Origin of the sequence: Arthrobacter sp. Edens01 (genome assembly GCF_001307035.1) — a bacterium.
Classification (GTDB): domain Bacteria; phylum Actinomycetota; class Actinomycetes; order Actinomycetales; family Micrococcaceae; genus Arthrobacter_B.
The window spans coordinates 1,241,634-1,268,625 of the sequence record NZ_LKIU01000005.1 but is presented as its reverse complement, the minus strand read 5'-3'; the positions used below and the strand labels follow the sequence as shown (position 1 = coordinate 1,268,625).

The 26,992-nt window shown below is 63.3% G+C and carries 29 protein-coding genes; 15 read left to right on the top strand and 14 right to left on the bottom strand.

Annotated elements, in window-relative coordinates; genetic code table 11:
- Window positions 1-8: 8 nt before the first annotated feature.
- The 3 genes from AO716_RS12075 to AO716_RS12065 form a co-directional block, all read right to left on the bottom strand.
- Window positions 9-1,010, bottom strand: a complete 1,002-nt coding sequence (locus AO716_RS12075; RefSeq protein WP_055241065.1) for an SPFH domain-containing protein — start codon at window positions 1,008-1,010, stop codon at window positions 9-11.
- Window positions 1,011-1,121: 111 nt separating this feature from the next.
- On the bottom strand, window positions 1,122-1,628 hold the full coding sequence (locus AO716_RS12070) for an NfeD family protein (protein ID WP_055242228.1): 507 nt from the start codon (window positions 1,626-1,628) through the stop codon (window positions 1,122-1,124).
- A gap of 165 nt (window positions 1,629-1,793) precedes the next feature.
- Window positions 1,794-2,648: a putative RNA methyltransferase gene (locus AO716_RS12065; protein WP_055241064.1), complete on the bottom strand. Its 855-nt coding sequence runs from the start codon at window positions 2,646-2,648 to the stop codon at window positions 1,794-1,796.
- An 83-nt stretch (window positions 2,649-2,731) separates the two neighbouring features.
- On the opposite strand from AO716_RS12065, the gene AO716_RS12060 reads away from it, so the two are divergent.
- Window positions 2,732-4,795, top strand: a complete 2,064-nt coding sequence (locus tag AO716_RS12060) for an alpha/beta hydrolase family protein (protein ID WP_055241063.1) — start codon at window positions 2,732-2,734, stop codon at window positions 4,793-4,795.
- A 34-nt stretch (window positions 4,796-4,829) separates the two neighbouring features.
- On the opposite strand, the gene AO716_RS12055 is transcribed toward AO716_RS12060, so the two are convergent.
- Both AO716_RS12055 and AO716_RS12050 read right to left on the bottom strand, forming a co-directional pair.
- Window positions 4,830-5,471 carry a peptide deformylase gene (locus AO716_RS12055; RefSeq protein WP_055241062.1) on the bottom strand — a complete coding sequence of 214 codons (642 nt, stop codon included), beginning with the start codon at window positions 5,469-5,471 and terminating at the stop codon, window positions 4,830-4,832.
- Window positions 5,472-5,590: 119 nt separating this feature from the next.
- A complete protein-coding gene (locus AO716_RS12050; protein ID WP_055241061.1) occupies window positions 5,591-5,896 on the bottom strand; it encodes a DUF4193 domain-containing protein in 306 nt (101 codons plus the stop codon).
- 721 nt (window positions 5,897-6,617) lie between these two features.
- Between AO716_RS12050 and AO716_RS12045 the strand changes: the two genes are divergently transcribed.
- Window positions 6,618-7,409 carry an SDR family oxidoreductase gene (locus tag AO716_RS12045; RefSeq protein WP_055241060.1) on the top strand — a complete coding sequence of 264 codons (792 nt, stop codon included), beginning with the start codon at window positions 6,618-6,620 and terminating at the stop codon, window positions 7,407-7,409.
- 67 nt (window positions 7,410-7,476) lie between these two features.
- Here AO716_RS12045 and AO716_RS12040 read toward each other — a convergent pair whose 3' ends face one another.
- Window positions 7,477-8,532, bottom strand: coding sequence for an alpha/beta hydrolase (locus tag AO716_RS12040; RefSeq protein ID WP_160317931.1), 1,056 nt, complete (start codon window positions 8,530-8,532; stop codon window positions 7,477-7,479).
- A gap of 270 nt (window positions 8,533-8,802) precedes the next feature.
- Between AO716_RS12040 and AO716_RS17470 the strand changes: the two genes are divergently transcribed.
- The 4 genes from AO716_RS17470 to AO716_RS12025 all read left to right on the top strand — a co-directional run bounded on the left by AO716_RS17470 (window position 8,803) and on the right by AO716_RS12025 (window position 11,615).
- Window positions 8,803-8,949, top strand: coding sequence for a hypothetical protein (locus AO716_RS17470; RefSeq protein ID WP_154578113.1), 147 nt, complete (start codon window positions 8,803-8,805; stop codon window positions 8,947-8,949).
- Window positions 8,950-9,151: 202 nt separating this feature from the next.
- On the top strand, window positions 9,152-10,570 hold the full coding sequence (locus AO716_RS12035) for a glycosyltransferase family 2 protein (protein WP_055241058.1): 1,419 nt from the start codon (window positions 9,152-9,154) through the stop codon (window positions 10,568-10,570).
- A complete protein-coding gene (locus AO716_RS12030; protein WP_055241057.1) occupies window positions 10,567-11,175 on the top strand; it encodes a hypothetical protein in 609 nt (202 codons plus the stop codon). Before AO716_RS12035 ends, AO716_RS12030 begins: the two co-directional genes overlap by 4 nt.
- A 92-nt stretch (window positions 11,176-11,267) precedes the next feature.
- Complete coding sequence (locus AO716_RS12025; RefSeq protein WP_055241056.1) at window positions 11,268-11,615, top strand: UBP-type zinc finger domain-containing protein; 348 nt, start codon at window positions 11,268-11,270, stop codon at window positions 11,613-11,615.
- A gap of 5 nt (window positions 11,616-11,620) precedes the next feature.
- Here the strand turns inward: AO716_RS12025 and AO716_RS12020 are convergent, their stop codons facing one another.
- Complete coding sequence (locus tag AO716_RS12020; RefSeq protein WP_055241055.1) at window positions 11,621-12,682, bottom strand: lysylphosphatidylglycerol synthase transmembrane domain-containing protein; 1,062 nt, start codon at window positions 12,680-12,682, stop codon at window positions 11,621-11,623.
- A 165-nt stretch (window positions 12,683-12,847) separates the two neighbouring features.
- Here AO716_RS12020 and AO716_RS12015 point away from each other — a divergent pair, with 165 nt between their 5' ends.
- From AO716_RS12015 to AO716_RS11995, 5 genes are read left to right on the top strand one after another with little or no spacing between them, the layout of a single operon-like run.
- Entirely contained in the window at window positions 12,848-13,993 is a 1,146-nt protein-coding gene (locus AO716_RS12015) for an ABC transporter permease (RefSeq protein WP_055241054.1), read from the top strand.
- On the top strand, window positions 13,990-14,691 hold the full coding sequence (locus tag AO716_RS12010; protein WP_055241053.1) for an ABC transporter ATP-binding protein: 702 nt from the start codon (window positions 13,990-13,992) through the stop codon (window positions 14,689-14,691). The genes AO716_RS12015 and AO716_RS12010 overlap by 4 nt, the downstream gene beginning before the upstream one ends.
- A gap of 24 nt (window positions 14,692-14,715) precedes the next feature.
- A complete protein-coding gene (locus tag AO716_RS12005) occupies window positions 14,716-15,318 on the top strand; it encodes a TetR/AcrR family transcriptional regulator (protein WP_055241052.1) in 603 nt (200 codons plus the stop codon).
- On the top strand, window positions 15,315-15,719 hold the full coding sequence (locus tag AO716_RS12000; protein ID WP_055241051.1) for a DUF3054 domain-containing protein: 405 nt from the start codon (window positions 15,315-15,317) through the stop codon (window positions 15,717-15,719). The genes AO716_RS12005 and AO716_RS12000 overlap by 4 nt, the downstream gene beginning before the upstream one ends.
- Before the next feature lie 31 nt (window positions 15,720-15,750).
- Entirely contained in the window at window positions 15,751-16,032 is a 282-nt protein-coding gene (locus tag AO716_RS11995; protein WP_055241050.1) for an Lrp/AsnC family transcriptional regulator, read from the top strand.
- Between the two features lie 184 nt (window positions 16,033-16,216).
- On the opposite strand, the gene trpD is transcribed toward AO716_RS11995, so the two are convergent.
- Window positions 16,217-17,263, bottom strand: coding sequence for an anthranilate phosphoribosyltransferase (gene trpD / locus AO716_RS11990; protein WP_055241049.1), 1,047 nt, complete (start codon window positions 17,261-17,263; stop codon window positions 16,217-16,219).
- Window positions 17,264-17,422: 159 nt separating this feature from the next.
- Between trpD and AO716_RS11985 the strand changes: the two genes are divergently transcribed.
- The 4 genes from AO716_RS11985 to AO716_RS11970 all read left to right on the top strand — a co-directional run bounded on the left by AO716_RS11985 (window position 17,423) and on the right by AO716_RS11970 (window position 21,733).
- Window positions 17,423-18,061 (top strand): heme-copper oxidase subunit III, encoded by a 639-nt coding sequence (locus AO716_RS11985; protein ID WP_082413525.1) that lies wholly within the window; start codon window positions 17,423-17,425, stop codon window positions 18,059-18,061.
- Between the two features lie 78 nt (window positions 18,062-18,139).
- Window positions 18,140-18,925 carry a c-type cytochrome gene (locus tag AO716_RS11980; protein WP_055241048.1) on the top strand — a complete coding sequence of 262 codons (786 nt, stop codon included), beginning with the start codon at window positions 18,140-18,142 and terminating at the stop codon, window positions 18,923-18,925.
- Between the two features lie 85 nt (window positions 18,926-19,010).
- Window positions 19,011-20,036, top strand: a complete 1,026-nt coding sequence (locus AO716_RS11975; protein WP_055241047.1) for a ubiquinol-cytochrome c reductase iron-sulfur subunit — start codon at window positions 19,011-19,013, stop codon at window positions 20,034-20,036.
- A gap of 2 nt (window positions 20,037-20,038) precedes the next feature.
- Window positions 20,039-21,733 carry a cytochrome b gene (locus tag AO716_RS11970; protein WP_055241046.1) on the top strand — a complete coding sequence of 565 codons (1,695 nt, stop codon included), beginning with the start codon at window positions 20,039-20,041 and terminating at the stop codon, window positions 21,731-21,733.
- Window positions 21,734-21,823: 90 nt separating this feature from the next.
- Here the strand turns inward: AO716_RS11970 and AO716_RS11965 are convergent, their stop codons facing one another.
- From AO716_RS11965 to AO716_RS11940, 6 genes are all read right to left on the bottom strand, one after another.
- Window positions 21,824-22,381 carry a hypothetical protein gene (locus AO716_RS11965; RefSeq protein ID WP_055241045.1) on the bottom strand — a complete coding sequence of 186 codons (558 nt, stop codon included), beginning with the start codon at window positions 22,379-22,381 and terminating at the stop codon, window positions 21,824-21,826.
- Between the two features lie 23 nt (window positions 22,382-22,404).
- Window positions 22,405-23,199, bottom strand: a complete 795-nt coding sequence (locus AO716_RS11960) for a GntR family transcriptional regulator (protein WP_235472112.1) — start codon at window positions 23,197-23,199, stop codon at window positions 22,405-22,407.
- 203 nt (window positions 23,200-23,402) lie between these two features.
- Window positions 23,403-23,804 (bottom strand): cytochrome c oxidase subunit 4, encoded by a 402-nt coding sequence (locus AO716_RS11955; protein ID WP_055241044.1) that lies wholly within the window; start codon window positions 23,802-23,804, stop codon window positions 23,403-23,405.
- Window positions 23,801-25,528 carry a cytochrome c oxidase subunit I gene (ctaD, locus tag AO716_RS11950; RefSeq protein WP_055241043.1) on the bottom strand — a complete coding sequence of 576 codons (1,728 nt, stop codon included), beginning with the start codon at window positions 25,526-25,528 and terminating at the stop codon, window positions 23,801-23,803. The genes AO716_RS11955 and ctaD overlap by 4 nt, the downstream gene beginning before the upstream one ends.
- A gap of 19 nt (window positions 25,529-25,547) precedes the next feature.
- Window positions 25,548-26,393, bottom strand: coding sequence for a cytochrome c oxidase subunit II (coxB, locus tag AO716_RS11945; protein WP_055241042.1), 846 nt, complete (start codon window positions 26,391-26,393; stop codon window positions 25,548-25,550).
- A gap of 186 nt (window positions 26,394-26,579) precedes the next feature.
- Entirely contained in the window at window positions 26,580-26,969 is a 390-nt protein-coding gene (locus AO716_RS11940; protein ID WP_055241041.1) for a HesB/IscA family protein, read from the bottom strand.
- Between the last annotated feature and the right edge of the window lie 23 nt (window positions 26,970-26,992).

Sequence of the window (26,992 nt, the reverse complement as noted above, 5' to 3'; positions counted from 1 at the left end):
CCGGGGGACTAGGAAGCGGTGTCCCCGGTGCCCACCCGCAGCTCAGCGGGGGAGCCGGCTGCAGCAGGATTGGCCGCGCCGGCGGATCCGTTGCTCTCCGGCGATGCCGGAGCCGCCCCGGCCTTCAGGTCAGGGAGGTAGTCGCCCAGTGCCGATCCGACACCCCGCAGCGCCTCTCCAAGTTCGCTGGGGATGATCCAGAGCTTGTTCGAATCCCCCTCTGCCAGTTTCGGCAGCGTCTGCAGGTACTGGTAGGCCAGCAGCTTCTGGTCCGGGTTGCCCTTGTGAATGGCGTCAAAGACCTTCTGGATTGCCTGGGCTTCACCGTCAGCCCGCAGGATCGCCGCTTTGGCGTCGCCTTCAGCCGCAAGGATGGCTGCCTGCCGCCGGCCCTCAGCGGTGAGGATCTGGGACTGCTTGGTGCCCTCGGCGGTGAGGATGGTGGCGCGGCGTTCACGCTCGGCGCGCATCTGCTTTTCCATCGAATCCTGGATCGACAGGGGCGGCTCGATCGCCTTGAGCTCAACCCGGGAAACACGGATTCCCCAGCGTCCGGTGGCTTCGTCCAGGACTCCGCGGAGCTGGCCGTTAATCCGGTCGCGCGAAGTGAGCGCTTCTTCCAGGTTCAGTCCGCCAACCACGTTGCGCAGCGTTGTGGTAGTCAGCTGTTCAACTGCGTGAATGTAGTTGGCGATTTCGTAGGTCGCTGCCCGGGCATCAGTGACCTGGAAGTACACAACGGTGTCGATTGACACAACCAGGCTGTCCTCGGTGATGACCTGCTGCGGCGGGAAAGACACAACCTGTTCGCGCAGGTCCAGCAGTGGAAGCAGACGATCCACGAAAGGGATCAGGATGTTCAGGCCCGGATTAAGCGTCCGAAGGTACTTGCCCAGGCGTTCGACGACGCCGGCACGGGCCTGCGGAATGATCCGGATGGATTTGACGAGGATGACCAGGACAAAAATGACCAGGACAGCCAGGATGACTAGCAGGACGGTGGTTTCCATATTCCCCCTTGCATTGCGGCCGGAATGCAAGTCGCAGTCCAGCCTGGTTCTCACCCCGCACTGCGGAGCTTTACGGGGGTCCCGGACCGTGGCCGGGAACCCGTTGTGGATCTAGTGGTGTCCGGGACGGCCGCCGTCGGAACCCCGGTCCTCTGAGTGGATCCCGCCGGAGCGCAGCGGCTCAACCACCGCCGTCGCACCCTCGATGCGGGTCACGGCAACCTGCTCACCGGCCGGCAGCAGCGATCCGTCTCCGGAGCGGGCAGTCCAGGTGTCACCGCCGATTTTCACGGTGCCTGTGCGGGAACCGACGGGCTCAAGCGTGATGGCGGCTTCGCCGATGAGCCGCTCAATGTTTGAGCGCTGCTCTTTGGTGCCCGTCTTCAGGTGTTTGAGGGCTGCCGGACGGACCAGAACGATCATCAGCAGTGCAACAACGCAGAAGACCACGACCTGGAGGAAGAGCGGTGCCGAGAGCACAGCCGCGAGCATGGCCGCCAGGGCGCCCACCGAGAGCATCGCGAAGAACAGGTCAAGGGTCAGGGTCTCGATGGCTGCGAACCCCAGGAAGAGCACCAGCCAGAGGACCCAGCCGTATGCTACGAGCCAGTCGTACAGTTCCTGCATGGTCTTTCCCTCCGGCTCCGTTTATACCGGTGCCGGTAACGTGAGCCGTCCGGCGCCGGGCGGATAGGGTAGTTGCGGACTTTTGGCTTATTCTGCCTGATAAACCGCCGTTTACCTAGGCGCATCCGACAGCAGGCGAGCCGCTGCCGGGGCAGATCAGCCGGCTGCCGCCTCCGCTGCCCGGAACTGCTGGACCGCAAAGGAGGCCGTCACGGCCAGGGGGAAGTCAACGCCGTCGAGCGTTTTAGACAGCTCAAGGGAATCCACATGATGTGCCGAGGGGCCCATCATGACTGCGTTTTGCACATCTGCGCGGTCCAGCTCCATGCGGTACTGGACGTGTTCCGTCCGGCCCGGCGCAAACGAGGGGCCGAGGGACCTGGCTACCCGCATTTCCTTCTCGTCCGCGATGTCCAGCATTCCCGTGAGGGCACGGATTTGCTGCAGGTGCTCCGGCATGGGCGTGACCACCAGCAGCATCCCGCCGGGAGCCAGTACCCGGCGGAACTCGTTCGGGTTCCGGGGCGCGAAGACATTCAGCAGTATGTCTGCGGCACCGTCCGCCAGCGGCAGCGTCCGCCAGACGTCCCATACCAGGGCATAGCCTCCCGGCAGTGCACGGGCGGCCCGCCGCAGGGCGAACTTTGAAATGTCCAGGGCCACGGCTTCCGATGCATCCACCGTTTTCCGGACTTCGTTCAGGTAGTAGCCCGTGCCTGCTCCGGCATCTAGCAGGACAGGGCGCTCCGCAGCCTCGGCTGCCAGTAAGCCAAGGCGCCGCGCCAGGGGAGCATAGTGGCCGGCAGCCAGGAAGTCGCAGCGGGCCTGCACCATTTGAGCCGTATCAGCCTGGAACTTGGTGCCGGCTCCGGTGAGCAGGTTGAAGTATCCCTGCCGCGCGGCGTCGAATCGGTGCCCGGCGGGGCAGCTGAGCCGGCTGCGCGCCTCGTCCGGCAGAAGCTCGCCCCCGCAGTTGGGGCAGGCGAGGAGGCGGCGTTTTCCGGTGGGCATACCTCAATCTTAGGCTCCGCCCACCCGGGCCGACGCAGCGGCATGGGCAGGAGGACCAAAGGGTGCTTGCTAGGCTCAGTTTTATGAAACCCAGTGATTTGGATCTCCTGAACTCCGTCTCCGAACCGGCCCTGAGCCCGGATGGAACCCGCGCCGTCGTCTCCGTGCAGCGCCCCGACTTCGCAGCCGATGCCTATGTTGGGCAGCTGTGGAGCGTAGCACTGGACGGCTCAGCCCCGCGCCGGCTGACCCGGGGATTCAGTGACTCCAGCCCCCAGTTTTCCCCGGACGGATCAACACTCGCCTTCCTGCGCTCTGCGCCCGGCGGCCGGCCGCAGCTTTACGCCGTCAGCGCCGACGGCGGCGAACCGGTACAGCTCACCGACCGCCATCTGGGCGTTTCCTGGTTCCGGTTCTCCCCGGACTCTTCCCGGATTGTCTTCTCCTCCCGGGAGCCGGAGAAGGGCCGCTACGGTACGCTCGACGGCGTTTCCGGCGGCGCAGAGGATCCCCGTCTCGTTACGACCCTGAATTACCGGATGAACGGCGCCGGGTACACCCGGGACAAGTTTGTACAGGCCTTCATCCTGACGCTTCCTGACCTCGCTGCTGAGCCCTTCGTCACTCCGGCGGGGAGGGCCGCGGAAGGCGCAGAAAAGAAGTCCGGCGGCCTGCCTGAGTCCGTCAAGCTGACCAGTTGGGAGGCCGACGTCCAAAACCCGGTGTTCAGCGCCGATGGCTCTTCTGTCCTCTTCACCGCGGCCCTGCATGAGGACGCGGACACGGACCTGGTCACCGACGTTTACGAACTGCGCGCCGATGGAACGGGGGAGCCGCACCGGCTGACCAACCTCGCCGGCAGCCGCCTCACCGCGTCCTCACCCCTTCAGAGCAGCGACGGCAGGTGGCTCTACTACCTGGGGCAGGATCTCTCCGAAACCGGCCTGGACTTCGTGGCACGCAATACCGCCCTCTTTGCAGCGCCGATGGCCGACCCGTCCGCTGCCGTACGGCTGACCGAACCCGAGACCACCGACCTGGCCGGGGGCGGGATCGTGCCCGCAGACGGAACCGATGTCCTGGTGTTCAACCTGGACAGGGGAGGCTGCGAGCTGCTGCGCGCCGGCCACTCCGGCGAAGTGCGTGCCCTTGTGTCCGGGCCGCGCGTTGTTACCGGTGCTGCCTGTGCATCCGGCACCGTTGTGGTTACCTTCACCGATCCGCAGACCGCCGGTGATGTGGCTGTGGTTGATCCTTCCGCGCCGGATTCCCTGCGTGTCCTGACCGACTTCTCAGCCGGGTTCAGGGAACAGGCGGGTGTGCTGGACCTGCACGAGGAAACCCATCCGTCAGCGGACGGATATCCGGTCCATGGCTGGGTTGTCCTGCCCGAAGGCGAAGGTCCGCATCCGGTGCTGCTGAACATTCACGGCGGCCCGTTCTCCCAGTACGGGTGGGGCCTTTTCGATGAGGCTCAGGCCTACGCCTCAGCCGGGTACGCGGTGCTGATGTGCAATCCACGCGGCTCCTCGGGTTATGGGCAGGAACACGGGCGGGCCATCAAGGAAGCCATGGGAACACTGGATCTCCAGGACGTCCTCGGTTTTCTGGAGGGCGCGCTTGAAGCCCATCCGGAACTCGATGCCGGCCGTCTCGGTGTCATGGGCGGTTCCTACGGCGGCTACCTGACTGCCTGGACAATCTCCCAGGATCATCGCTTTACTGCAGCAATCGTCGAGCGCGGCTTCCTGGATCCGCTGTCCTTCATCGGTTCCTCAGATATCGGCTGGTTCTTCTCGGCTGCCTACACCGGTTCCGATCCCGGCCATGTCCTGTCCCAGAGCCCGTTTGCCCAGGTGGACAAGGTTCGGACTCCCGCCATGGTTATCCATTCCGAGGAGGATCTGCGCTGCCCGGTGGAGCAGGCCCAGCGGTACTACACGGCGCTCAAGCTCCAGGGCGTACCTACCGAGATGCTGCTTTTCCCGGGGGAGAACCACGAACTGTCCAGGGCAGGTACGCCCTGGCACCGCCGCCAGCGCTTCGAGCACGTCCTCCGCTGGTGGGCCAGGTGGCTCCCGACCAAGGCGAACCCGGGCGATGAGTCTGCCGGGGCGGCAAGCGAGCCGGCGGCCGCGCGGGCCTAGGCTACCGGGATGGAAGGGCCCGGTGCATCCTGGGCTAGAACCCCAGGACGCGCCGGGCTTCGTCGATTTCCGGCGCCGCCCAGCGGATGTACTCAGCGTTGGAAGTGAGTGAACGGGTCATGACCTTGTCCACATAGACGACGCCGTTGAGATGGTCGGTTTCGTGCTGGACGATCCGTGCCGGCCATCCGGAGAAAGTGCGCTGCTGCACGTTCCCCAGCTCGTCGTCGTAATCCAGCCGCACGGAATGGTGCCGTTCCACCACGCCCTGATAACCCTCGAAGGACAGACATCCCTCGTAGAAGGCGGCAGTCCTGCCGTCCAGGGGTTCGTAGCGCGGATTGATGATGGTGAAGAAATCCAGCGGCGTGCGTTCCCGGACCTCAGCAGCTTCCGGATCCGGGGCGTAGGCGTCTTCCAGTACAGCCAGCCGCAGCGGTATTCCGATCTGGGGTGCTGCGAGTCCGACGCCGGGGGCATGGTGCATGACGCGGCGCATCAAGGCGGTCAGTGCCTTGAGCTCCTCAGGGTCCAGCTGTCCGTCGAAGGGGACAGCAGGCCGGCGGAGCACCGGGTGCCCCAGCTGGACTATGGGTACCAGCTCCTCCTCGAGAATCGGCAGGACCAGGGAACGTATGGCAGCAGGAGACTCTGCTGCACCGGATTCGTAGATCACGGCTCCATTTTAGGGTCCCGCGGAACCCTGGCCGGCAGCGCAGCCCTTCCGGAACGCAGAAGCTGCCCGTATCAGGTGCGATACGGGCAGCTTCAGTCGTCTTTGTGCGGGGGAGAGTCTTAGCCCTCGCAGTCCACGCAGTACTTGTCGCCGTTCTTCTTCTCCAGGGCGATCTGGGAGCGGTGGCGGACCAGGAAGCAGGACATGCAGGTGAATTCGTCTGCCTGTGCCGGGACAACCTTGATCAGCAGTTCTTCACCGGAGAGGTCCGCGCCGGGGAGGTCGAACCCGTCGATGGCGTCAGATTCCTCGACGTCGATAACTGCCGTCATCGCTCCGCCGCGCTGCTGGGCCTTCAGCCCCTCCAAAGAGTCCGTGGGCTGGTCTTCTTCTTTGACGCGGGGTGCATCGTAATCGGTAGCCATGTGTAGTGCTTTTCTCCTGAAATCGTGGGGGGTTCGAGCGTAGATCATATAGCCGAAGCCGTCTAACACACCAAACGGCTTCTGAATAGGTCCAACTGTGAAAAAAATAGATAACCCTGATGATCTGCTCCGGCACCGGGAGACCACCCAGGCCGCAGGACATCACGCATCCAGGGAAGCAAGCCCTCGTCCATCAAGGGCCAACAGCCGCCTTTCAGCGGAATCTCCAGCATCTTTGCAGGTCAACGCCACCTACAACGAAGCACCCCGCCGATTTGTTCCCGCCGGACAGACAGGCGTTATGTAAACCTGTCCACGGCCGCGCAGCTGGCTGCGGGGGAGATTATGTCAACCCAAGAACGCGGACGCGAACACGGCGAACATGAGCAAAAACACGTGAGGTACCTCGTGCGAAATCCTTGCCTGCGCAGCACGGATCGCTTTGCGGCGCGCCAAAAGCATTTGGCCGGATCAGGCCCGGCACAACCGCGGCCGCGTTACGGAGAGGATCGGCACTTGGCCCAGGGGTTGGTACAAACGCCCGGGGGGACTCCTTTCAGGCCCCTGCCTCGTTCGCCGATAATCTACATTATGTCAACTAGCGTTTCGGAAGGGGTCCCCCGGCGGCACATTCACACGGCAGATTTCCATTCTGCCCCGGCAGGGACGCAAGCGCTCCGCAGCCGCTATACCACGCGGAAACCGGGAGTAGTCTCGAAGTATGACTACACGTACTTATATCGTCACCGGGTCCGCCTCCGGCATTGGCGCAGCCACTGCGCAGCTGCTGAAAGAACGGGGCAACACCGTCATTGGTGTTGACCTGCGCAATGCCGAGGTAGAAGCCGACCTCAGCACCCCCGAGGGACGCCAGATCGCCGTTGACCGCGCCGTGGAGCTTGCCGGCGGCACCATAGATGCCGTCATTGCCTGCGCCGGCATTTCTGCCCCGGTTCCGCTGACGGTCTCCGTCAATTTCTTCGGAGTCACCGAGTTCCTTGACCGCCTCGCCCCGGTACTGGCACGCAGCGAGGCCCCGCGCGCCGTCGTAGTCAGTTCCATGGCCTCGCTGCAGCCCAACTCCCCCGAGCTGGTCGATGCCATGCTGGCCGGAGACGAGGCCCTGGCCCGCCAGATCGGACAGAAGCTTGCCGACCAGGGTCCGCAGATCGGATACCTGAACTACCCGTCCTCCAAACGTGCCCTCAGCCGTTGGGTCCGCCGCGCTTCGGTCAGCGATCTCTACGCAGGCAACGGCATCCCGTTGAACGCCGTTGCACCGGGCACCGTGCTGACCGCAATGACCAAGGAGCTCCTGGCCACGCCCGAGGGCGTCAAGATGGTCGACGAAAACGTGCCGATGCCGCTAAACGGCCACTCTGAGCCCGTTGTCATCGCCCGGCTCCTTGCCTGGCTTGCCAGCGAAGAGAACTCCCACCTCGCCGGCCAGACCATCTACTGCGACGGCGGCGCAGACGCCACCCTGCGCGGCGACGACATCTGGCAGTCCTAGCCCACAGCGAAATGCCGGTCCGCACCCTTCATTGGGGTGGACCGGCATTTCTATGCCGCGCCGGTCGCTAAGCCGTAGCTTGGAAGTCGGAGCGGACCGGAACCGTTTTTTCCCCGGTCACCGTATCCAGGAAATTGAGCGTCTCCGCCAGTGCCATCCGCGCTTCCCGCAGCTGAAGCTTGAACTGGTATTCATGTCCCAGGGCAGGCTTGTGGTCCTTGGGCCAGAACCTGCGGACCACCGGGACGCCCAGTTGCTCGAGCCTGTCAGCCAGCGGCTTGGACTGCTGTTCGGTGAGGTAATCGCCGTTGCCGCCGGATATGAATGACGGCGGGAATTTGGCGCTGACGTGGTCGACGATCGACATATGCTCCGCTGCGGGAGTGGAGGCCCAGTCCTTGCTGCCGGTGTAAGCCCAGAGCGCGGTCCGGAAGCCCCAGCCCAGCGGACCGGTTAGCTTCGACATGGTCTTCAGATCGTATACACCGCAGAACAGGAGCATCCCGCGAAGATGTTCCGGTGCTGCGGCCGGGGTTACCCCGGTCCGGCCGGCGTAGTCAGGGTCCGTGATGATCAGTGCCAGCTGCGCGGCCAGCTGGGCCCCGGCAGAATCACCGGCCAGGACAATCCGGTCCGGATCAAGGCCGTACTCCCCCGCATGTTCCCGCAGGTATCCGAGCGCCTGGTTCAGCTCGATCACGGCCTGGGGGTAACTGGCTTCGGGAGAAATTGAATATCCGGCCCCGGCTACCGCGTAGCCCTGGCCGGACAGGATTTCCAGGTATGGAGCAACGTTCTCCTTGGAGCCGGATATCCACGCGCCTCCGTGCACCCAGACAACCACGGGATGGGGACCGTCACCGGTGTCCATGGGCAGGAAGAGGTCCATGGACTGGCGGCCGCTGCGGCCCAGGTACGGAAGCGAGCGGTGCGCCCTGACTCCCCCGGACGGAACATGCTTTCGAAGCGTGCGCAGCTGGACCTTGCCGCCGCTTGAAAACACTCCGCGGATAAACAGTGCCGAGGGTCTTGGATCTTTATGGATAGCTGTTGCGGCCAGTGTTCCGGCTGCGGCTACGGCTCCAGCCATGAACCCTGCTGCCGCCAGGGGCAGAATCTTCATTTTTTCAGGGTAGGACGCTGCCCTGAATGCATCCCGGCGCGATTCCGCTTCACCCCGGGGCACGCCGGCGGCCGCAGTGTGCGACTTCACCGGCGGTTGTGCCCGGCACGACATTGAGCGCAGGCACCGGCGCAGTAAGGGTGTTCCTTTCCCCACGCCCGCCCGTAGCGAAGATCATGGCTCTCCGGTTGGAAACAGGCCGCCGGGAGAACGCACACTAAAAACTAGTGCAGGCATCGCCGGAGATCCTGCCGAAAGGGGTACGTCGCAATGCGCAAAATAAACGCCGGCCGCAACTGGCTTATGCACCAGGTGCCCGACGGGCTGCTGGGCAAAGCCGCCCGGCTGACCAAACCGGTTCAGGGAGCCCTCATGCTTCTGCTGGCCGCAGCTGCAGTCCTGGCCCAGCTGCTCTGACGCTGCCCTGTCATCCAGGTAACCGGGCATCCTGCACGCGCTGAGCCCAACTCCCCCGACTGGACACCCGTACTCCGCGTCAACATTTCTGGACTGAGTCCAAATTTGAGCAATTCCTGCGGGAAACTTTCGATTACTCGAGTATTTCCGCTGTAAAAATGGCGACTGCAAGCGGTGCTACAGACGCCTAGAGGAAGGCTCCATGCTCACGGATCAGGAACTGCCCAACGCCGGCTACTTGAAAGTGGTCCAGCGGAAGACAGCAGAGAAATCATCGGACCGGGCAACCATTGCCTGCGTCATTCCGGCATACAACGAAGAGGACACCATAGTCGATGTCCTCAACGCACTCCTGAAGCAGACACGGCTGCCGGACGTCATCCATGTGGTCATCAATAATACCGATGACGAGACGTTCTACCTTGCCAGGGAGTTCGCCGGGCCCCACGAACACACGTACCAGGACCTCACCTTCCAGACCGAGGTTTTTGTCCACGACATCGGCGTCAATACGGACAAGAAGGTCGGCGCCCTCAATTACGGCTTCAGCCAGGTCTGCGACGACTACGACTACTTCCTCGGAGTGGACGGGGACACGATCCTGGATAAGCACGCCGTAGAGCACCTTGAGAAAGAGATCCTCAGCGATCCCCGGGTCGGCGGCGTCTCGGCGATCTACACGGTCGCCGAGACGAAGAAGGGCATGATCGCCAAATACCTCACAACCGGGCAGCGGGCGCAGTTCGCCGCCTTCAATATGGACAATCTGCTGCGGGGCCGGAACATGGCGGTCCTTGGCGGCCAGTGCTCCATCCTGTCGATGGATGCCCTGAAGAACGTCATGGTGGACAACCGCCAGGCCACGCCGTGGGTTAAGGACTCAGAGGTTGAGGATTCGCTGCTCTCACTGCAGATCAAAAGCATCGGCTACGCCACCAAGATTTCAGCCCGGGCCCGTGCCTCAGTGGGAGGCATGGAGACCCTGCGGGCACTGGACGGCCAGCAGGTGAAATGGAACTACGGGGCAATCGACCTCATGTGGCCGGGACAGCGGAGCAATACACCGGGCCAGCCGCTGCACCCGAACCTGCGGCTGCGCTGGAGCGAGAACGTCTCCATGCTGTTCAATATCGTCACCCGAATGGGTTTCATCCTGCTGCTCGCCGCCTCGCTCAGCATAGGTGCCTACGTCTTCTACTGGTTCTGGCTCATCCCGCCGCTGGTTGCCGTGCTCCTTAATTTCCGCATCGCTCTGTCCCTCAAGGACCGGAGCGCACGGGATATCGCCTTCGCGTTACTCGCGGTCCCGGCTGAGCTCTACCTTTGGCTGCGAATCGGTCATTTTGTCCGCGCCTGGGCCAAGTTCTTCTCCAAGCAGCAAACCGACAACTGGGCCGCACAGGCCCGGGCGGAGCGGGGCGCAGGCTACGGTTTCCTGATGCCCGCCCTGGTGGCCCTGGTCATCATCGCGGGCCTGACCTTCGCGTGGCTCAACCTTCCCGGTGGCGTGCAGTCCGCCGTGCTGGCCATCGGCTGGCCGATCCTGTACATCACCACGCTTGTCCAGACGCTCTTCATGCTGCGCAAGGCACTGCGCCGGCACCGGGGGTTCAAGGTATGACGGGCGTAAACCGCCGGGCATCCAGGGCAGGACGGATCATAGGCATTGCGGCCGCCGCGGCACTGATACCGGGACTGCAGGCGTGCTCAGTCCCCGGGTTCCCAGGCAGCAGCGACTCCTCGGAAAGCCGTGCAGAAACCCGGGAACCGGGACCCGCGGCAGAAAACGAACTGGCGGAGGGTTCCACCAGCCACCGCCTCGGGGCGGCCTCGCACACTCTCGTGCTGGACTACTGGACCAACGAGGACCCGGCCGGCTGGACATCTGAATCCTCACCGATCATCAACGTGAGCGTGAAGATCGACGGCGCGCCGGGTCCGGGAGCCGTCCGGGTCACCCGTTTCAATGCCCGGGTGGACGCCCTCGGCATGGAGCTCACAAATGATCAGGGAAGCTTCGCACTTGAACCGCCGTATGCCTACACATCCGGCTTTGCGCTCCCTGCCAACCCCTCGGCCGCAAGCACTACGGTTCTGTTCACCATCGACCTGCTGACCGAAACGGAACCGGGAAGCGGGGTGTTTACCCGGCAGACGGTCCTGGACACACTCACCGTTGGCTACTCAGGCGAGGCGCCCGGCGCCGGGACCGAGCCCGAGGGGTAAAGCGGCCCCCGTCGTTTTCCCGTAACCGCTTCTGGGCGCGGCCGGGAGTCGCTACTGTGGGGGACTCCAGCCGTGCGTCAGAGGAGGCCGCCATGGAATCCGTACCAGGCATCAATCCCGCTGTTCCGCCCACGGGGCCCGGCTGCGTGGAGTGCACTGAGGCCGAAGGGTGGTGGTTCCACCTGAGGCGCTGCGCTGAGTGCGGCCATATTGGCTGCTGCGACACATCACCGGGCCAGCACGCCACGGCCCACGAACAGGCCACCGGGCATCCGGTTATCCGCAGTTATGAACCGGGTGAAGACTGGTTTTACAGCTATCCGCAGGATGCCGCAGTCACCGGACCGCAGCTGGCCCCGCCCCAAGCGCATCCGGCAGACCAGCCCGTGCCCGGGCCGGCCGGGCGCGTCCCGCCGGACTGGATGAGCCACCTGCACTAGGACCGTCACGCACCGCCCTTTTTGAGACGCCCACCGGGTTGCGTACTGCCGCGCAGCACGCCAAAGCGCAGCGACAGCCAGGCCAGCCCGCCGACTGGTATCGGCAGCCAGAAGTTGAGGATCCGCCAGGACAGGACCGCCAGGACAGCCGCATCGTTGGGTGCGCCGAATCCGGCCAGAGTGGGCACAAGGACTCCTTCGACCAGTCCCACTCCCCCGGGAGTCAGCGGCGCCAGGGCCACCAGATTCGCCAGGGAATAGGCAATGAGCAGCTCGCCGGGCCCCAGGGCGTGGCCAAAAGCTGCCAGGAACGTCCACAGACAGGCGGCATCGAAGCCCCAGTAACAGACCGAGAGGACCAGCGCCCGGACCAGGCGGCGCGGATCGCTGCGGAACATGGCGGTTTCAGCTGCCATGGTCCGCACGAAGCGTTCTGCCGAATCGGGCTTGATGATCCGGACCAGCCGCGCTGTTCTGCGTGCCACCCGAACGGCCGCGTCCAGATGACGGTCCAGCACCGAGAGCACACCGAGGCTCAGGGTCAGGAGCACCAGCACTATGATCCCCGCCGTGACGAAGTACCGGTTGGTCCGCACCTCACCAAGCGCGGTGAGCACTCCAACCCCGAACAGGACCCCGAGTACCAGGTTGGCTCCGACAACCTGGACCATGGCAGCGCTCAGCGCATTCTGGGGCCGCACGCCCGACCGGGTCAGGAGCTCGTACCGCAGTGCGGCGGAGGTCGTCCCGCCCCCGGGTACAACGTGGTTGACGGCTAGGTCGCTCAAGTCGATGCGAAGCAGGGTGAAGTACCGGGGCTTCACCGACCCCGGAAGCACTACGGAAGTCAGTGCGCTGTAACAGCAAAGCGACAAAGCCTCCAAGGCCACCGCCGCCACCAGCAGTACCACCGGCAGGCGCTGCAGGGCACTGATGACGTTCTCCGAGCCGAGGATCTGCGGCAGCACCGCATATTCGAACACCAGGAGCATGATGACGGCGACGCTGATCCACCGCACCGCCCGGGAATGCCGCAGGCGGTGCCATGCTTCCCGCACCCTGGTCACGTCTCAAGCACAGCAGAGGCACATGCCTCTCCGATAGCCAACGGGGTTCTTCGGGCCGCATAATGCCCCGCCTGTTTGGCAGCGTGAGATCATAGTGACATGATGTTGGTATGTTCCTGACTAAGCGTCAGCAACTTACATACCCAAACAATCAAGGGGTTTCACATGTTCCTAGCGCTGCGCGAACTGCGTTTCGCTCGGGCCCGGTTCGGATTAATGGGCGGCGTCATCGCCCTCATTGCCGTTCTGATGGTCCTTCTCTCCGGCCTGTCATCCGGGCTCGTAAATGACGGGGTGTCCGGCCTTAAGGCCATGCCGGCATCGGCCATTGCCTTCAACGAAGGCACCAAAACCGACAATGCCTTCTCCCGCAGCATCGTTGATCCTTCCCAGGCCGAAGCCTGGAGCACCCAGGAGGGTGTAGAGGAAGTCACCATGCTGGGTTCCACGATCGTCAACGGCGTCACCGAAGACGGCACCCAGGTTGACCTGTCCCTCTTCGGCATCGACACCGGCTCTTTCCTCGCCCCGGCTGTGGGTGACGGACGGGCCATCCAGGCCGTCAACGAAATCGTTGTCTCCCCCACCGCGGAAGATGCCGGGATCGAACTCGGTTCCGTAATCACACTGGACCGCCTCGACGTTGAACTCACCGTTGTCGGCTACACCGACAGCCAGGCCACCTTCGGCCACGTCGATATGGCCTACCTGCCGCTGGAAACCTGGCAGTACATTGCAAGCGGACAGTCCCAGCCCGGCGCACCGGCCGAGGCCGACATTGCCGCCCTGGACTTCGACACCGCCAGCGCCCTCGCCATCAAGGCTGAAGACGGCGCAGAGCTGGACTTCGCTGCAGGTGACGCCGCCGCAGGGACTGTCACCTCCACCCTCAAAGACTCCTTCGACGCTTCCCCCGGCTACACCGCCGAGACGATGACACTGGAAATGATCCAGGTTTTCCTCTACGCAATCTGCGCGCTGGTTGTCGGAGCGTTCTTCACCGTGTGGACGATCCAGCGCAAGCACGAGCTGGCAGTACTCCGCGCCGTCGGAGCCTCCACCGGCTACCTGCTGCGCGACGGCATTTTCCAGGCCGTCGTAATCCTGGTCCTGTCCACCGCCGTCGGCGTCGCCGCAGGCCTTGGCATGGGAGCATGGCTCTCCGGCAGCGCCATGCCGTTCGCACTTGAGGCGGGCCCCATCACCACCGCAACGGCTGTGACAATCATCATGGGCATCCTCGGTGCTGCAATAGCCATCGTCCGAATTTCCCGGGTTGATCCCCTGGCTGCCCTAGGAGGACAGCGATGAGCACACAGACTCACACCTCCGGCGCAAAGGTCAGCACCCGCGGCCTGCGCATCGAAAACGCCAACATGGCTCTGGGCGACGGCGAAAGCACCGTCCAGGCCCTGGACAACGTATCCCTGGCCGTCGAGCCGGGCGAGCTCGTCGCCGTCGTCGGCCCCTCAGGAGCGGGCAAGTCCTCGCTGCTCGCAGTAGCCGGTGCGCTGGCCACTCCGGACAGCGGGCTGGTAAGCGTGAACGGCACGGACATCTCCACCCTCAGCAAGGCTGCCAAGGCCCGGTTCCGGCTGGAGAACATCGGTTTTGTATTCCAGTCCGGCAACCTCATCCCTGCCCTCACGGCTTCCGAGCAGCTGGAGCTGATTCACCGGATGGCAAAGATGAAGGGGAAGTTCAACGCCAAGCAGCTGCTCGACGCCGTGGGCATGGGCCACAAGCTCGACAGCCGCCCCGACCAGCTCTCCGGCGGAGAACGCCAGCGCGTAGGCATCGCCCGCGCACTGGTCTCCAAGCCCACGGTGCTCCTGGTGGATGAGCCCACGGCTGCCCTGGACCGCAAGCGGAGCCAGGACGTAGTGGAGCTTCTCGCCCGGGAAACCCATGAGTTCGGGGTTGCTACTGTTATGGTTACCCACGACCATGACGTCCTCCATCACTGCGACCGGGTCGTAGAGATGGTCGACGGCCGGCTCGCAAGCTAGATACTGCACGAACAGGAGGGCTCTTTGCCCCGCATTACCGCGCCGACGGTGGCTGAACACCGTGCCGCACAGCAAAGGGCCCTCCTGGACGCCGCGAGGACGCTCCTGGCACGTACCGGCGAAGCGCCAAGCATGGCTGAGGTAGCAGCCCTCGCAGGGCTCGCACGGCCCAGCGCCTACCAGTACTACAAGTCCCGCACCGACCTGCTGAATGCACTGGTAATGGACGTCTTTCCACGCTGGGCACAGCGCGTAGAGGACGCCATGAGCGCCGAAACGGAGCCGGCCGACCGGATCCTTGCGTATGTCCTTACGAATATCGCCCTGGTTGCCGAGGGCGAACATGCCGTTGGCAGCGCCCTGGCATCCGTGGCACCCAGCGAGGAACTCGACGCCCAGAGCGCCCGCATGCACCAGGCGATCCTGGACCCGCTGGTAGGAGCCCTGAAGGATCTCGGCGCCGAAGACCCGCACAGCACTGCCGAACTCATCAATGCCATCGTGCACACCGGAACCCGCCTCCTGGAGTCCGGCAAGGACCTGCAGCAGGTCGGACGCCTTGTCCGCGAACTCCTTGTGCCTTACATCCGCGAACACGGCGGCGGCACTGCCGGAGCCGGCCAGTGAACCGCGGAACCCGGCTCTGGCCCGTCCAGCTGGCCGCCGACGTCGTACTCATCATCGTTTTTGCGGCACTGGGCCGGGACACCCATGCCCACGGCGTGGATCCCGCCGGTGTCCTGATCACCGCATCCCCCTTCATTGCTGCTGCGCTGGCTGCCTGGGCACTGCTGCGCCTGTGGCGCCGTCCGGCATCCCTCTGGCCGCACGGGGTTCTCCTGTGGGTAATCACCGCCGGAGGCGGGCTGGCGGTGCGGGCGCTGGCCGGCGGCGGTACAGCGTTCAGCTTCCAGCTGGTCACCTTTGGTGTCCTCGGAGCTTTCCTGCTGCTTCCCCGCCTCACGGCATCACTTGCCACGCGCGGGCGCGCACGCCGCGATTCCACTAGGCTCATAAACAGGGCCTGACACAGGTGCCCAGCAGAAGGAAAGGCAAGCCATGATCACCGCTTTCGTACTCATCCAGACCGACTCGGCCCGGATTCCGGAGTGCGCGGAGGAAATCTCCGAGATTGAAGGCATCAGCGAGGTCTACTCGGTCACCGGAGAGTGGGACCTGATCGCGGTCGCCCGCGTCCGCCGCCACGAGGATCTGGCCGACGCGATTGCCAACCGGCTCTCGAAGGTCCCGGGTGTGATCGGCACCACCACTCAGATTGCCTTCCGGGCTTACTCAAAACATGACCTCGACGCCGCGTTCTCGCTGGGTTTCGACGGATAGTTAGACCCCTAAAACACCGATTTTTCCTGGCAGAAGGGCGCCGAAGACAACGTTCGGGTAACGAATTTTCCCCGTAATCCACGTCATTTCGGCCCCTAACGAGCCCACGCGAAGGGGAGGTGGACCAACCGGTCAGCCTCCCCTTTTTCGTTTAATTCTTAGTGCATATGGCCGGACTGCCCGGCTACTGGGTAACTTCCACCCAGCGGTCCAGAGCCTTGCGGGCCTGGCCGCTGTCCACGGACTCTTCTGCCCGGCGCAGGCCTGCCCGCAGCCGTTCGGTCAGGGTTCCCTCCGCGGCTGGATCCAGGGCCACCAGCGCAGCGGCCGCATTGAGCAGCACGGCGTCCCGGACCGGGCCCCGGTCCCCTGCCAGCACGCTCAGCACGACGGCAGCGTTCGCGGCCGCGTCCCCGCCCCGCAGATCGTCCAGGGTGGCCCTGGGTATCCCGAGGTCCATTGGATCCACTGTCGACCGCTCTACGGTGCCGTTACGGACCTCCCAGACGGTAGAGGTGCCGGTGGTGGTCAGCTCATCGAGCCCATCGCCGCCGCGGAATACCAGCGCACGCACCCCGCGTGCCGCCAGTACACCCGCAATCAGCGGTGCAAGGCGCTCGTCTGCCACGCCTATGGCTGAAGCGGAGGGACGTGAGGGATTGGTCAGGGGGCCCATGAAGTTGAAGGCGGTTGCGACGCCCATGTCCCGGCGCGCAACCGCGGCAAAGCGCATCGAGGGATGGAAGACCTGCGCGAAGCAGAACGTAATACCTGCTTCGACTGCGGAACGGGCAACGCGGTCCACGGGGAGGTCCAGCCGCACGCCCAGCGCTTCAATGACGTCTGCGGAACCCGAGGAGGACGACGCCGCGCGGTTGCCGTGCTTGACCACTTTGGCGCCGGCACCGGCACACACCAGTGCGGCCATGGAAGAGATGTTGACAGTGTTATGCCTGTCACCGCCGGTTCCCACAATGTCCAGGGTCTCGCCCGGAATGTCGATGGGACGGGCATTGGCCAGCATGGCCTCCACCAGTCCTGTGAGTTCCTCCACGCTTTCGCCCTTGGCGCGCAGCGCAACCAGGAAGCCCGCGATCTGCGCGTCGGATGCATCCCCCGCCATGATCGTGTCCATCGCCCACCAGGTTTGTTCAGAACTCAGGTCCTGCCCCGCGATGAGCGCGGTAATAAGCGACGGCCAGGTGTGCTCGGAACTCGAAAACGTACTCACACGCTCTAGGTTATCTACGAATCGTAGAAAATGCTGATTTGTTTCCGGACGGCAAGTTCCGCGCCGTTGCTGGGAAGTGAGCGGTTTGGGAACGAACCAGACGCGCCGTTCGTCTGGTTCTGTTGGTGAACTGGGCAGTTTTACGGCCATAATGTCTATGTGACAACAGCGACCCATGCCCCCAGTACCCCGGCTCACCCCACGCTGAACCGCCCCAATATGGTCTCCGTAGGGACCGTGGTGTGGCTCTCCAGCGAACTCATGTTCTTTGCTGCGCTTTTCGCGATGTACTTCACTCTCCGCTCCACCTCGGGCGAGATGTGGGAGATCGAGACAGCCAAGCTGAACGTGCCGTTCGCCTTTGTGAACACGGTGATCCTTGTTTCCAGCTCCTTCTCCTGCCAGTTCGGCGTCTTCGCCGCTGAGCGGCTCCAGCCGCGCCGCACCGGCGGGCTCTTCCAGATTGCCCGTTGGGGAATGGTCGAGTGGTTCTACCTGACCTTCTTCCTCGGCGCCATCTTCGTAGCCGTCCAGGCCTTCGAGTACGCAGAACTCGTGTCCCACGGGATCTCGCTCTCCTCCAACGCCTATGGCTCCTCGTTCTACATCACCACCGGTTTCCACGGCCTGCACGTGGCCGGCGGCCTGATCGCATTCCTGTTCATCATCGGACGCGCCTACGCCGCCAAGCGGTTCGGGCACTTCGAGGCGACCTCAGCGATCGTGACGTCCTACTACTGGCACTTCGTCGACGTGGTCTGGATTGCCCTCTTCGTCATCATCTACTTCCTCAAGTAGTCCGCTTCAGGGCAGCACCACAGCAATATTCAAAGTGGCACGAGTAACCCAAAGACCACACAAGTTAGGAACCACTAAGTGAAGGCACTATCGCAAAGGCGACGTCATCCCCTGGCAGCAGTAGCACTGCTGCTGCTGGGCCTCATCGTTACCGGCGGCATCTATGCGGCTGCTTCCGGAGCGAACGAAGCCCAGGCCGCCACTACCTACACTGCCGATGATGTGCAGCAGGGCGAGAAGCTCTTCATTGCGAACTGCGCCACCTGCCACGGCATGGAGGCCAGCGGAACCGAGAACGGCCCGTCCCTCGTAGGCGTCGGTGCCGCGTCCGTCGATTTCCAGGTCGGCACCGGCCGCATGCCGATGGCCATGCAGGGCCCGCAGGCACAGCAGAAGCCGCAGCAGTTCAACGAAGAACAGACCGCACAGATGGCCGCTTACGTTGCATCCCTCGGTGCCGGCCCGTCCGTTCCGGAAGAGCAGTACCTGGAGACCAGCGGCGACGCCGCTGCCGGCGGCGAACTGTTCCGCGTCAACTGCGCCATGTGCCACAACGCTGCAGGTGCAGGCGGCGCCCTGACCCGCGGCAAGTTCGCTCCGGCCCTGGAGGGCGTCAGCGAACAGCACATCTACGAGGCCATGGTCACAGGCCCGCAGAACATGCCCGTCTTCTCTGACGCGAACCTCTCCCCCGAGGAGAAGCAGGACATCATCACGTTCCTCAAGAACATCGAAGCCAACGGTTCCCCCGGTGGAGCCGAACTCGGTTCACTCGGTCCGGTCTCCGAAGGCCTGTTCATTTGGACAGCCGGCCTGGGCCTGATCATCGCTTTCACAATCTGGTTGACCTCCCGGTCTTCCTAGTCATCGCCGCGCTCACCCCCCGGGGTGACATCACAGTTACACATAGGTCTACTAATGCAGTTTCAAGAGAAGGATGAGGGGGATCATGGGCGACCATAGTCACGGCAGTCCGAACACCTCGGGCACCGTTGCTACGGCTGGCCAGGGCGAAGAAGGGGAGTTCCAGAATCCTGGACTTCCCCCGCACCGTCCTCGCCTGGCCGACACGGATCCCCGGGCTGAGAAGCGGTCCGAGAAGCAGGTGGCGATTCTTTTCGCCATCTCCGCACTCGGTACGCTCCTGTTTTTCTACGGATATTTCTTTATCCGCCTGGATGAGAGCATTGGCACCCTGCGCATCCAGAACCTGTTCCTGGGTCTGGGCACCGCGTTCGCCATGCTCGGCATCGGCGTTGGCATTGTCCACTGGGCCAAGACGCTCATGCCGGACCACGAAGTCATCGAGGAACGCCACGAGATCCGTCCGGAAGAGGACCGCGTTGTTGCCGAGAAGATGATCGGCGACATCATCGAAGAGACCGGCATCAAGCGCCGCCCGCTGATCCGCAACACCCTCCTGGGTGCCATGGCACTGGCTCCGCTTCCTGCGATCGTGCTCTTCCGTGACCTCGGTCCGCTGCCCGGCGATGTCCTGCGCCACACCATGTGGGACAACGGCGTGCGCCTTACCCGCGACCCCAGCGGAACTCCGATCAAGGCTTCCGACGTCACCCTCGGTTCCGCCTTCCACGTGATTCCCGAGGGCCTGAACGACGCCGAGCACAAGCTCGAAGAAAAGGCCAAGGCAGTTGTCCTGCTGATGCGCCTGGATCCTTCCGAGCTGAACCCCTCCCCCGGACGCGAAGACTGGTCCGTGGACGGCATCGTTGCCTACTCCAAGATCTGCACCCACGTTGGCTGCCCGGTGGCACTCTACGAACAGCACACGCACCACCTGCTGTGCCCGTGCCACCAGTCCACCTTCGACCTGACCCAGGAATGCGCTGTCATCTTCGGTCCGGCCGTCCGTCCACTGCCGCAGCTGCCGATCGCCGTTGACGACGAGGGCTACCTCATTGCCACCAGCGACTTCACTGAACCCGTTGGACCGAGCTACTGGGAGCGTGGCTGATCATGAGTGCTACCTCTGTAACCGGCACCTACGAGCCGAAGACCAAGCTCGGGCGCATCACCAACTTCGTCGACACCCGCGTCAGCGGCTCGATGATGGTCAAGGAGTTCGGCCGCAAGGTCTTTCCTGACCACTGGTCCTTCATGTTTGGTGAAGTGGCGCTCTACAGCTTCGTCATCCTGCTCCTCTCCGGAACGTTCCTGACGTTCTTCTTTGATCCGTCCATGGCGGAAACCCACTACGAAGGCAGCTACGTTCCCCTCAAGGGCGTAGAGATGTCCGTCGCCTATGCTTCGTCGCTGGATATTTCCTTCGACGTCCGCGGCGGCCTCTTCATGCGCCAGGTCCACCACTGGTCGGCCCTGCTGTTCGTTGCCTCCGTATCGGTGCACATGCTCCGCGTCTTCTTCACCGGCGCGTTCCGCAAGCCCCGCGAACTGAACTGGGTTGTGGGCGGCGTGCTGCTCATCCTGGCCCTGGCTGCCGGCTTCACCGGCTACTCGCTCCCCGATGACCTGCTTTCCGGCAACGGCCTGCGCATCATCGACGGCGTTATCAAGGCTGTCCCGGTTGTTGGTACCTACATCAGCTTCTTCCTCTTCGGCGGGGAGTTCCCCGGCACGGCTGTGATTGGACGACTTTACGTCCTGCACATCCTCCTGGTTCCTGCCCTGATCCTGCTGATGATCGCCATCCACCTGTTCATGGTCGTTATCCACAAGCACACCCAGTGGCGCGGCCCGGGCCGTACCAACAACAACGTTGTCGGCTACCCCGTTGGACCTGTCTACGCAGCGAAGGCCGGTGGCTTCTTCTTCATCGTCTTCGGCATCATCGCCTTCATCTCGGCGGTCTTCACGATCAACCCGATCTGGAACTACGGCCCCTACGACCCCTCCCCCGTATCCGCAGGCACCCAGCCTGACTGGTACATCGGCTGGGTTGACGGCGCCCTGCGCCTGATGCCGGGCTGGCTGTTCGGCTTCCCGTTCGAATGGAACATTCCGTTCCCCTGGGGCGTCAACACGCTCTCCCTGAACGTGCTGCTCCCCGCCCTGGTACCTGCCGGCATCGTCTTCACCCTGCTGTTCACATGGCCGTGGATCGAAGCCTGGGTCACCAAGGACAAGCGGATCCACAACCTGCTGGACCGCCCGCGCAACGCTCCGACCCGCACCGGCATCGGTGTTGCCGGCGTTATCTTCTACTGCGTCATGTGGGCTGCTGCCAGCTCCGACCTCATCGCCACGCACTTCCTGGTGTCGCTGAACGACGTGACTTACTGGCTCCGCTTCCTGTTCTTCTTCGGACCGGTCATCGGATTCATTGTGGCCCGCCGCATCGCCCTGGCTCTGCAGCGCAAGGACCGCGAGATTGTGCTCCACGGCGTGGAGAGCGGACGCATTGTCCGCCTGCCGCACGGCGAGTACATCGAGGTGCACGAGCCGCTGGACGAGTTCAAGCGCTACAAGCTCGTTGCCTTTGAGTCCCCCGAGGTTACCCCGGCCCAGCCGGATGCCAAGGGCAAGATCAGCCGCAGCGAAAAGCGCCGCGGAGCGCTCTCCCGGTTCTTCTTCGAAGACCGCGTTGCTCCGGTGACGCCGGCTGAACTTGAAGCCGCTCATCACCATGAAGCGCCTGCCGAAGTTGAGGCAAGCGAAGTGGATGATGCGCCTGCTTCGATCGAGAAGCACTAGCACCAATATCGACGGAAGCCCCCGGCCAGCATTGCTGGCCGGGGGCTTCTTCGTTGTTCAGGAGAAGTAAAAGGGCTGGACGCCTTCCGCCTAAAGCTCGAACGGAACCCTGGAGGGCAGAGGGTACCGGCGCACCGGATGCTCCAGGTCCGCGAACGGCGCCGAGCCAATGCTTAGTTTGGTGAAGTCCAGGCGGCTCTCCCGGATGGCTACCTGAATCCCCTTCACGGCAAGCTTCACGTCAGGCACCAGGCACAGGATGTTCAGCTTGTACGGGCTGAAGCCAGACTCTTCGACGGAGCCGAGGCCCCGCCACGCGAAATACGTGCCAATGGCCGTCGAGGCCTTGTGTTCCAGGTACCGGTCGCGTTCGGTTCCGTCCTTGGACTTCAGGGCGTACTGCGCGATCACCCAGTGATGCTGGTCTTCGGGGATCTCGGCAAACCCCTCCCCTGCACCCGCCTCCGCGAATTCCTTCAGCAGTCTCTGTGAGTCTGTGCTGTCTACGTTCTCGCGGATGGATACAGTGCCTTCGTGTCCAACCCGGCCCTTGGTCACCATCAGCGAACCGTCCTCCGGCTCGTAGACGGCTTCCCTAAAGAGCATTCCCCGGGGCGGGTCCTGCTTGTACATCCTCAGGATCTCCATTCGGCGATCCCTCCATTCTTGGTTCAGGTCGCCTGGTGGCGGCCGGGGTGGTAAGTGCGCGGTGTCCGGATTCCTGGACGCTGAAGGGGCACCCAGAGCTTGTAGCGGTCAGCACGGTAGTAAGAGACCGAGTAGTCCACCATGGACCGGGAAACATAGGCATGGCGCTGGATCTTCAGCAGCGGCGCTCCGAGGTCCACGTTGAGCAGGCGCGCGGTGGAAGCTGTTGCTGCCGTAGCCTCGATGGTGTCCTCGCCCCACTCGATCACCATCCCGTACCGCTCGCTGAGCACGCGGTAGAGCGACGTCGGCGGCTCTTCCTCGAGCATGCCGGGTACGTGCCACGCCGGGATGAAGTTCTCGTCGACACTCATCGGTTCCCCGTCGGCCAGCAGCTGGCGGCGGAACCGGATCACGGGCTGTCCCTGGTCAATCTGCAGCTCGCGAGCTACCAGATGGGATGCCGGCACCTGCTCAAAGGTGAGAACCCGCGCGTCGGGCACCATCCCGCGGCGGTGCATCTCCTCGCTGTAGGACGTGAGCTTGATCTGGAGGTCCATCTTCTGCCGGGCAACGAACGTCCCGATTCCTACGACGCGCTCCAGGACTTCGTCTGCGACCAGGGCATCGATGGCCTGCCGGACGGTCATGCGGGCCACTTTGAAGTGTTCGGCAAGCTCCCGCTCGGAAGGTACTGCCGTTCCGGGAGGCGCGTGCTGGGCTACGAACCTGCGCAGGATTTCCTCCAGCTGCCTGTGCTTGGGCACACCGGACTTGGGGTCGATGCCCTCAGGGAAGGCCCTCAGCGCGCGTTTGATCACAACAGGGTGCTCACAGAGTCTCTGTGCGGTCGGGCATTGGGTGCGGAGGCCTTCCTGGGAATTGGTGCTCCTCCAAGGATACCGGGAACACAGCCGGCGGCCGGCTAGGCCCGGAGCCGCCCCGGACCACAAAAAACCGAAGGACCCGCAGTTTCCTGCGGGTCCTTCGGTTCAACTGATCTTAGTTACCGGGCGTGAGCCTAGTGTGCGTGGTTGCCGCGGCTGTATTCGTAGACCCAGCCAACAAGTCCCACAACTGCCAGGCCGGCGCTGATGAACAGCACCCACCAGCCCACTGCGAGGCCGAGGAATCCACCGGCGCAGGCGGTCGCCAGGACCAGCGGCCACCAGCTCCAGGGGCTGAAGAACCCCTGTTCGCCGGATCCTTCGTGAATTTCAGCATCAAGCCGGTCTTCCGGACGCATGCCCACGCGGCGAGCCGTGAACATCAGGTAGTACCCGATCATCAGGGACATGCCGGCGGTCAGGAACAGTGCAAGGAAGCCAACCGGTTCCATCCAGTCCACGAGGTAGCCGTAGACAACGCCAACGACTGCGAAGAACGGAGCCATCAGGAGGAAGAGCTTTGCCTCGATTTTCACTTGACGCTCTCCTTGCGGTCAGCCGAACCGTAGACCTGGCCGGGTGCGGACTCGTTGGTGACGGTCTGCTGCAGTTCCGGGTGGTGCAGGTCCAGGGCCGGACGCTCCGAACGGATTCGGGGCAGCGACGTGAAGTTGTGGCGCGGCGGCGGGCAGGAAGTAGCCCACTCGAGCGAGGCACCGAAGCCCCACGGGTCATCAACTTCAACCTTCTTGCCGTGGCGCCAGGTGATGTAGACGTTCCAGAAGAACGGAATCAGTGAGGCACCCAGGACGAAGGAGGCGATCGTGGAGAACTGGTTCATCGCGGTGAAGTTGTCTTCCACGAGGTAGTCAGCGTAGCGGCGCGGCATGCCGATGACGCCCAGCCAGTGCTGGATCATGAACGTGCCGTGGAAGCCCAGGAACAGGAGCCAGAAGTGGATCTTGCCGAGGCGTTCGTTGAGCATCTTGCCGGTCCACTTGGGCCACCAGAAGTAGAAGCCTGCGAACATCGCGAAGACGACGGTACCGAAGACCACGTAGTGGAAGTGCGCAACCACGAAGTAGGTGTCCGACACGTGGAAGTCCAGCGGCGGAGCGGAGAGGATGATGCCGGTCAGGCCACCGAAGAGGAAGGTGATCAGGAAGCCGATGCTCCAGAGCATCGGCGTCTCAAACGTGATCGATCCGCGCCACATGGTGCCGATCCAGTTGAAGAACTTCACGCCTGTTGGAACGGCGATCAGCATGGTCATGAAGGCGAAGAACGGCAGCATGACGGCGCCGGTCACGTACATGTGGTGTGCCCACACGGTCACGGACAGGGCAGCAATGGCGATCGTTGCGTAAACCAGGCCCTTGTAGCCGAAGATCGGCTTGCGGCTGAAGACCGGGAAGATCTCCGAGACGATGCCGAAGAACGGCAGGGCGATGATGTACACCTCGGGGTGGCCGAAGAACCAGAACAGGTGCTGCCAGAGAACAGCTCCGCCGTTTTCCGGATCAAAGATGTGAGCCCCGAAGCGGCGGTCAGCACCCAGTGCAAACAGTGCGGCAGCCAGCGGCGGGAACGCCATCAGGATGAGGATACCGGTCACCAGGGTGTTCCAGGTGAAGATCGGCATACGCCACATGGTCATGCCCGGGGCACGCATGCAGATGATCGTGGTGATGAAGTTGACTGCACCGAGGATGGTACCGAAGCCCGAAAGTGCAAGGCCAAAGACCCAGAGGTCACCGCCGACACCTGGCGAGAACGTTGTATTGGACAACGGTGCGTAAGCGAACCAGCCAAAGGACGCGGCGCCCTGCGGGGTGATGAACCCGGACACGGCAATGATGCTTCCGAAGAGGAAGAACCAGAACGCAAGCGCGTTCAGTCGCGGGAAGGCAACATCGGGAGCACCGATCTGCAGCGGCATCATCACGTTGGCGAAGCCGGAGAACAGCGGGGTTGCAAACATCAGCAGCATGACGGTGCCATGCATGGTGAACAGCTGGTTGTACTGTTCCTTGGTCTGCAGGATCTGCATACCGGGTTCAAACAGCTCGGCACGGATGACCAGGGCCATCACGCCGCCGAGGCAGAAGAATATGAATGACGCGATCAGGTACATGTACCCGATGGTCTTGTGGTCAGTGGAGGTGATCCAATTGACGACGATGCGTCCCTTGGAGACCGGCACGACGCGCGGGGCGACCCGGGTGCCTGCTTCCTCCGAAGTGTATTCCAGGGTAGTCATAGCTTTCCTCCTACCTCCTTTACTTCGTCGGATTCAGGTTGGTGTTGCGGTCGTATTCAGCGCCCAGCTGGCCATCTTCCAGCGTGGCCACGTAGGCCTCGTACTCGGCCTCGGAGACGACCTTCACGTTGAAGAGCATTTCAGAGTGGTACTCGCCGCAGAGTTCGGCACACTTGCCTTCGAAGGTGCCCTCCTGCTGCGGGGTGAGGGTGATGTAGTTGGTGCGGCCCGGAATCATGTCGCGCTTCTGCAGGAATGCCGGTACCCAGAACGAGTGGATGACATCGCGGGAGTTCAGCTGCAGTTCAACAGACTTGTTGACAGGCAGGTACAGCGTGGGGAATTCGTCCTGGGACTTTTCCTCGCCGTCCAGGTTTACCTGGACACCGCTGTAGTACTTGTCTTCCTTGACATAGTTGAAGTCCCAGGCCCACTGCTTGCCGCGGACGTCCACAATAACGTCCGGGTTATCGTCGCGGGCATCGAGGGCGCGGATGTCCTGGTCGGTGAAGAAGAAGAGCACCAGGACCATGAACAGCGGAATCGCCGTGTAGAAGATTTCCAGCGGCAGGTTGTAGCTGAGCTGGCGCGGGTAGCCGGTCTCATTCTTCCTGCGGCGGTAGGCAATGATGCACCAGAGGATCAGGCCCCAGGTGAGGATACCAACGGCCAGCGCGGCAATCCATGAATTGACCCAGAGGTCCATGATGCGGCCGGTGTGGTTGGTGGTGTCCCGTTCCGTGGGCAGCCAGCCCTTTTGGACATCTGATGAACAACCCGATAAAAACAACGCGCCGGCCGACGTTACGGCTGAGATCTTTAAGATCCTGGCGCGTCGGCTGCTGGTTCGGTCCTGCGAACTCACAGACGGCCCTTCCTCTTGTTACGTGCAAGTGCGGCACAGCGGACAGAAAAATCCCCCCAGCTGCGCACGATCAGTTTTACTACTACGTGTAGAGCTTACCCCGGACGCGGTGCTGTCCAGTGACAGACTGCACCGCGTGCCGGGCAAAATACCCTCTATTACGGCTCGAAAGCCGTGTTTTCGGGCCTAGTGGAAGGAGTCTCCACAGGCGCAGGAGCCACCGGCGTTGGGGTTGTCGATGGTGAAACCCTGCTTTGAAATCGTATCTTCGAAATCGATCGAGGCTCCGGCCAGGTACGGCACGCTCATCTTGTCGACGATGACCTCAACGCCGTCGAAGTCGCGAACCGCATCGCCGTCGAGCACACGCTCGTCGAAGTAAAGCTGGTAGATCAGGCCCGAGCAGCCCCCGGGCTGAACGGCAACCCGCAGCCGCAGGTCAGTGCGGCCCTCCTGCTCAAGGAGGGAGCGGACCTTGCCGGCGGCAACCTCGGACAGCATCACGTCGTGCGTGGGCAGTTCTTCGGCTGCTTCGGTTCCAACCAGGCCAGCGTTCTCACTCGTGGAAGTGCTCATTGCTTCTCTCTTTCCGTCCGGGC

Excerpts from the sequence above, each read along its gene's own strand:
- AO716_RS12075 (WP_055241065.1), bottom strand. The coding sequence starts at position 1,010 with ATGGAAACCACCGTCCTGCTAGTCATCCTGGCTGTCCTGGTCATTTTT.
- AO716_RS12065 (WP_055241064.1), bottom strand. The coding sequence starts at position 2,648 with ATGCCCACCGGAAAACGCCGCCTCCTCGCCTGCCCCAACTGCGGGGGC.
- AO716_RS12060 (WP_055241063.1), top strand. The coding sequence starts at position 2,732 with ATGAAACCCAGTGATTTGGATCTCCTGAACTCCGTCTCCGAACCGGCC.
- AO716_RS12050 (WP_055241061.1), bottom strand. The coding sequence starts at position 5,896 with ATGGCTACCGATTACGATGCACCCCGCGTCAAAGAAGAAGACCAGCCC.
- AO716_RS12045 (WP_055241060.1), top strand. The coding sequence starts at position 6,618 with ATGACTACACGTACTTATATCGTCACCGGGTCCGCCTCCGGCATTGGC.
- AO716_RS12040 (WP_160317931.1), bottom strand. The coding sequence starts at position 8,532 with ATGAAGATTCTGCCCCTGGCGGCAGCAGGGTTCATGGCTGGAGCCGTA.
- AO716_RS17470 (WP_154578113.1), top strand. The coding sequence starts at position 8,803 with ATGCGCAAAATAAACGCCGGCCGCAACTGGCTTATGCACCAGGTGCCC.
- AO716_RS12035 (WP_055241058.1), top strand. The coding sequence starts at position 9,152 with ATGCTCACGGATCAGGAACTGCCCAACGCCGGCTACTTGAAAGTGGTC.
- AO716_RS12030 (WP_055241057.1), top strand. The coding sequence starts at position 10,567 with ATGACGGGCGTAAACCGCCGGGCATCCAGGGCAGGACGGATCATAGGC.
- AO716_RS12025 (WP_055241056.1), top strand. The coding sequence starts at position 11,268 with ATGGAATCCGTACCAGGCATCAATCCCGCTGTTCCGCCCACGGGGCCC.
- AO716_RS12015 (WP_055241054.1), top strand. The coding sequence starts at position 12,848 with ATGTTCCTAGCGCTGCGCGAACTGCGTTTCGCTCGGGCCCGGTTCGGA.
- AO716_RS12010 (WP_055241053.1), top strand. The coding sequence starts at position 13,990 with ATGAGCACACAGACTCACACCTCCGGCGCAAAGGTCAGCACCCGCGGC.
- AO716_RS11995 (WP_055241050.1), top strand. The coding sequence starts at position 15,751 with ATGATCACCGCTTTCGTACTCATCCAGACCGACTCGGCCCGGATTCCG.
- AO716_RS11975 (WP_055241047.1), top strand. The coding sequence starts at position 19,011 with ATGGGCGACCATAGTCACGGCAGTCCGAACACCTCGGGCACCGTTGCT.
- AO716_RS11970 (WP_055241046.1), top strand. The coding sequence starts at position 20,039 with ATGAGTGCTACCTCTGTAACCGGCACCTACGAGCCGAAGACCAAGCTC.
- AO716_RS11965 (WP_055241045.1), bottom strand. The coding sequence starts at position 22,381 with ATGGAGATCCTGAGGATGTACAAGCAGGACCCGCCCCGGGGAATGCTC.
- ctaD (WP_055241043.1), bottom strand. The coding sequence starts at position 25,528 with ATGACTACCCTGGAATACACTTCGGAGGAAGCAGGCACCCGGGTCGCC.
- AO716_RS11940 (WP_055241041.1), bottom strand. The coding sequence starts at position 26,969 with ATGAGCACTTCCACGAGTGAGAACGCTGGCCTGGTTGGAACCGAAGCA.